The 5,918-nt window shown below is 40.4% G+C and carries 4 protein-coding genes; 1 reads left to right on the plus strand and 3 read right to left on the minus strand.

The features are described 5' to 3' along the window. Positions 1-28: 28 nt before the first annotated feature. Entirely contained in the window at positions 29-2,683 is a 2,655-nt protein-coding gene (gene cphA, locus AACY61_RS07495) for a cyanophycin synthetase (protein WP_339610960.1), read from the minus strand. A 104-nt stretch (positions 2,684-2,787) separates the two neighbouring features. Between cphA and AACY61_RS07500 the strand changes: the two genes are divergently transcribed. Then, a complete protein-coding gene (locus AACY61_RS07500) occupies positions 2,788-3,642 on the plus strand; it encodes a cyanophycinase (RefSeq protein ID WP_339610961.1) in 855 nt (284 codons plus the stop codon). A gap of 115 nt (positions 3,643-3,757) precedes the next feature. On the opposite strand, the gene AACY61_RS07505 is transcribed toward AACY61_RS07500, so the two are convergent. Both AACY61_RS07505 and AACY61_RS07510 read right to left on the minus strand, forming a co-directional pair. Continuing rightward, positions 3,758-5,035 (minus strand): erythromycin esterase family protein, encoded by a 1,278-nt coding sequence (locus tag AACY61_RS07505; RefSeq protein WP_339610962.1) that lies wholly within the window; start codon positions 5,033-5,035, stop codon positions 3,758-3,760. Positions 5,036-5,151: 116 nt separating this feature from the next. Next, on the minus strand, positions 5,152-5,918 hold a 767-nt coding region (locus AACY61_RS07510; protein ID WP_339610963.1), incomplete at its 5' end, for an isoaspartyl peptidase/L-asparaginase.

The following is a 5,918-nucleotide window of genomic DNA, read 5'->3' on the forward strand; positions in this document are numbered from 1 at the left end:
TATAAATTCAGATAAATATTCAATGTTTTTACTGCCTATTCGGTATCTCATCGATCGAAAATTTAAACAATCTGTTTGATTCTTCTTCCTTGAATTTAGTCACCAAATCCAATGCTTCAGGTATCACATCACTGCAAATCACAATCAAAGCCCCCTTCTTTGCATTTTTGATAGCATGTGTGATGGCTTCTTTTTCTGAAGGTATGATAGTTGTCTTTTTGTTAAGTCCTGCCTTTTTAATGCCTTCATCCAGCATTTGAATGATTTCGGTTTCGGTTCTGCCTCTCAAGTGTTTGTCTTGTCTGATGATGATTTCGTCAAACATTTCAGCGGCGACAGCGCCCAACTCCTGGGTATCTTCTTCTCTTCGGTCACCCACCCCGGCGATGATTCCAATCCTTTCAGTGACATCCATTTTTTGAATCATGTCCTGAAGTGCTCTCAAACCTGCAGGATTGTGCGCATAGTCAAGCAATACCTGGAAGTTTTCAAAATTGAACAAATTCAATCTTCCGGGCGTCTGTCCCGGTGAGGGAATAAACGTTTCCAGTGACACCTTGATGTCTTCAATACTGAATCCCTTGATATAAGCCGTAAGCACCGCAGGCAATACGTTTTGTATCATAAAGGAAGCTTTGCCACCAAAAGTTAAGGGTACATTTACGGCTTTTATAACTCTTATTTTCCATTCACCTCGGCAAATCGTAATATAACCATTTTCATAAACCGCTGAAATTCCACCAACCCGAGCCATAGACTTGATATGTGGATTGTTTTCATCCATAGAAAACAGGGCCACATTACATTCTACATTTTTTCGCATCGCATAGACCAGTTCGTCATCTGCATTTAAAATGGCATAACCATCTTTGACAACGGTTTCCGGAATGACTCCTTTTACTTTGGCGAGTTGCTCAATGGTATGAATTCCCTTAAGGCCCAAATGGTCTGCAGCTACATTGGTCACAATACCGATATCACAGTTATGAAAACCAAGCCCGGCTCTTAACAGGCCGCCTCTGGCACATTCCAAAACAGCAAAATTGACTGTGGGATCTTTCAACACAAATTCTGCACTGGTAGGACCGGTACAGTCGCCTTTCATTAGCATTCTGTTTTGAATATAAACACCATCGCTGGTGGTATAACCCACTTTATAACCTTTCATTTTTGCAATGTGTGCAATCAACCGGGTTGTTGTGGTTTTACCATTTGTTCCGGTAACTGCAACAATAGGTATTCTACTTGTACTTCCCGGCGGAAACAACATATCCACCACTTCTGCTGCCACATTGCGTGGAAGCCCTTCAGAAGGCGCTAAATGCATTCTGAATCCGGGTCCGGCATTGACTTCCAGTACAGCACCTCCGGTTTCTTCCAGAGGTTTGCTGATATCGGTCGTCATCACATCAATCCCGCAAATATCCAAATCAATGATTTTTGAAATGCGCTCTGCCATAAACACATTGGCGGGATGTACCATATCAGTAACATCTTCTGAGGTACCGCCGGTGCTTAGGTTTGCTGTATCTTTTAGTATAACACGTTCGCCTTCTTTGGGGATTGTTTCCAAAGTATATCCATAAGAAGCAATAATGCTTTTGGTCAAATCATTGACAGTGATTTGGGTGAGTACTTTTTCGTGACCATATCCACGTCTGGGGTCGCTATTTACTTTATCGATGAGCTGCTGCAAAGTCGATGTTCCGTCGCCTACAACGTGTGCAGGGGTTCTTTTCGCGGCAGCGACTAAACGGTTGTTAATAACTAAAATGCGGTAATCCTCACCAGTAATAAAGCGCTCCACAATCACAGAGCGTGAGACCTCCTTGGCGGCATGAAAACCTTCCAGGGCTTCTTCCCACGTTTTAATATCCACCGTGATTCCTCTGCCGTGATTGCCGTCAATGGGTTTGGTAACCAAAGGATAGCCCACATAATCAACAGCATCCCGCAAACCGGCCTCCGTGCGAATGATTTCGCCTTTGGGAACTTGTACTTCAGACTGTTCCAAAAGGAATTTGGTATCCTCCTTATCACAGGCGAGTTCAACACCTATACTACTGGTCTGGCTGGTTACTGTGGCTTGTATTTTCTTTTGATTGGCGCCATAGCCGAGCTGGCATAAGGAGTATTTATTTAAACGAATCCACGGAATTCCGCGAGCGGCGGCTTCTTCCACAATTGAACCGGTGCTGGGACCCAGACGTTCCGCTTCTCTGATTTCGCGCATTTCTTGAATATCGGCTTCCAGATTATAGTCTTCCCCTGAAATCAATGCTTCACATATCCTCACAGAAGCTTTCGCCGCAAAGCGACCCACTTTTTCTTCCATATAAGCAAACACCACATTGTAAACGCCTTCTTCACCATAACCACGTGTTCTTCCGAAGCCCACATCCATGCCCGCAAGAGTTTGAATTTCCAATGCGATATGCTCAATGACGTGCCCCATCCAGGTACCTTCATCAACGCGCTGAAAAAATCCGCCGGCTGTTCCCACAGAACAACGATGCTCATACACCGTGGGAAACATACTTTCAAGCCGTTCCTTAAAACCGGGAACTTTATTGGTGGGTTTTTCTTCCATCTCTTCCAAGTCAAGCACCATAACTATCAACTTATGACGCCTGACTGACCAGTAATTGGGCCCGCGCATCGCATTTATTTCTCTTATTCTCATATAGGGTTATTAATTTTAAGGGGTGAAAAATGATGTAAACAATATAATTCTGTTTGAAACCGATTAAATATAAACTATTTTTGCAAACTATTAAATATATTTTTATGATCAAAGGAACTCTTATCCCCATAGGAGGAAATGAAGACAAAGGTTTTCATACAGAAGACCGATTTAGTCTGGATTTTATAAGTGAAGGCATACTCTCCAAAATTGTTTATGAATCCGGTGGAAAAAACTCCAAAATACTCGTTATTACCACCGCTTCCGGAATTCCGAAAGAAGTGGGGGCAAACTATATTGAGGCATTTGAAAAACTGGGCTGCAAAGATGTCACCCCGCTATTTATCGATTCCAAAGAAATGGCCGACGAAGCAGCGACCCTTGAATTGCTGAAAAACTGTGATTGTATTATGTTTTCCGGCGGCAATCAGTCCAAAATTACCAAACACATCAAAAATACCGAATTTCACAAAATCCTTATACACCGCTATCACAATGAAGATTTTGTAGTGGCGGGAACCAGCGCCGGGGCGATGTGCATGTCCAAAGAAATGATCGCCGGGGGAAGCAGTAAAGAATCCTTCATCAAAGGTGCCACAAAAATGAAGCAAGGGCTAAACCTCATCCCCGAACTCATCATCGACACCCATTTTATCCAGCGTGGCCGTTTTGGACGCTTGTCTGAAGCCGTTGCCCGTTTTCCGGAACGCATCGGTTTAGGACTGGCTGAGGATACCGGGCTTATCATTAAAAACGGCACTACCGTAGAGGTTATTGGCTCAGGAATGGTCATTGTTTTTGACCCGGGAAAATTAACCCATAACAACATCGCCATTCTGAAAGACAGTACCCCATTGACGATGACAAACCTGATTACCCACGTGCTTTCAGCCGGTGATCGCTATGATATTGAACACAGAACAGTAAAGGTTTTACCGGCGGTGAAGAGTTTGTTGTAGAAGCTACTTCGTAGCAAGAGCTTTTGAGCTTCGGCACAGTGTGAGTAGTAGAAAAAGCCTTGCTCAAGTTTTATATATAGATATTTTTAGTCAGGCGTTTTCTAATTTTTAGGATCTATTTTATTGGAATAGCTACTTCTTGCTTTTTAATAAAAAATACACCATCAAAAGCATTAAGCCATTTTCCCTTTTGATTTACATGACCTAACATTATACTATTAAAATAAGTATTGGCAAGAGATGGTTTTATATTTCTTATTTCCCTAAAATTAATAAATCCAAAATCTGACTTTACACTTCCTAAAACCTTTTCTAAGGTGTTATCATTTGTATAAATAACTTTCTCTTCAATTCCTTCAAAGTCATAAGGCATTTTTGATATACCCTCAGATGAAGTAAAAGCAATACTGAAAACTCTATCACCAAAGGTGTTTGAGATATGTTCTCCAAATACATTAAATTTCTTATATCTCTCAGGTTCTCCGTTAGCAAAAAATATATCTTTTAAGTCTCTTGCTCCGTGAAAATTTGCCATCCAAACAATTATTTTGGCATCTGGATTTCTTCTTTTATGCCATATTAAGTTTTCAGCCATTTGTTTATCCCTCAGATTAATAGTTTTGTTTAAAATCTCATCTTCTGATAAACCTGATGATTGAACTTGCACTATTTTTACAAAAGTTAATAAGTTTTCAACAGACTGTATTAAAAATAAAATGTGGTCATTTTTTTGGGTGTCGTCAATCTGCTTCAAAAAACTATAATTTGTATTTAAATAATCTAGATAAAGTTTGTAATCATCGTTTGAAATTAAATTTGATTTTCCGTAAAACAAATTTAAATGCGTTTTTTTAATAGTATCCCATAATAGAGAGTCAAAAACCACAGCATTGATTCTTGTAAATTCCTTATTTAAATAAAACAAAACTTCCTTTAAATTTTTATTTGCAAAAGGTTCTAACCCAATGTATTTTAGACTTTTGTTATTTTTCGTTACTTCCTCCAGTATTTCAATTTGTTGAGCAGGACCCCAAGGACTCCACTGCCTTACCCAATTATCATGGTCTAAGTATTCCGCCAATGAATCTATTTCTATTCTTCCGTTAATTATTTCCATTTCCAAAAAATCCCTTGCTTCAAACGCTATAGTATTGTACCCAAAATTTTCAATTAAATATTTAACCATATCCGATTTAATTTCGAAGGTTTTTCCATCTCCATGGCTAGCTTCGCCCAAGATCAAGATCTCATTTTCATTCAACACCTGTTTAAAAAAATCAAAATCAGTGGAGCTATTGATTACCGTCATTTTATCAACAATCTGCCTTTCAGCACTTTTTGAGCATCCCTTAAGCACACCTATGCAGATTACAATTAATTTTAGTCTTTTCATTTACTAATTTTATTAAATAAAAGACACTAATATAAGCATAAGTCTAAAGCTTATGGAAAAGAAATTTTAGGAATTGGTATGATTTCGAAGATATTATAAACAGCACCTCAAACCATTTACTTATAAATAGCAACGATTTCCTCACCTGCAGAAGTTTTATACGCCCTGTACATCCCCTCTGTATTAAAAGGCATCGCCACATTGCCTTTTGCATCTACGGCTATGAGTCCGCCATCGCCGCCTATTTTTAATATGCGGTTCATAATGACTTCCTCAGTGGCTTGTTGTAAGGAAAGCCCTTTGTATTCCATCAGGCAGGAAACATCATAAGCCACCACGCCTCTTATGAAAAACTCCCCACTTCCTGTGCAACTCACGGCACAGGTGTTGTTATTGGCATAGTTTCCGGCACCTACCATTGGGCTGTCGCCCACACGCCCCCATTTTTTATTGGTCATTCCCCCGGTGGAAGTTGCTGCGGCAATGTTGCCGTGTTGGTCACAGGCCACGGCGCCTACTGTGCCAAATTTTCCCTCCTGATTCATACTGTGGTCCAACTGAAATTTATCACTGTCCTTAATGCCCTGCCATTGCTGGTAGCGCACTTCGTCATAAAAATATTCCGGGTTTTCAAGTATGTGCCCATTGATTTTCGCAAAACGCATTGCACCTTCTCCCGCTAGAAAAACATGATCACTTTTTTCCATAACATCCCTTGCCAGGGAAACAGGGTTTTTAATTCCGGTAATCAAGGTCACTGCTCCGGCTTGCAGGTTTTTACCATACATGATTGCAGCATCCATTTCATGAGTTCCGGCATTGGTGAAAACACTGCCTTTTCCGGCATTGAAAAGGGGGCTATCTTCTAAACATCTTACGGCTT

The sequence above is a fragment of the uncultured Planktosalinus sp. genome, assembly GCF_963973675.1.
Lineage (GTDB): Bacteria > Bacteroidota > Bacteroidia > Flavobacteriales > Flavobacteriaceae > Planktosalinus.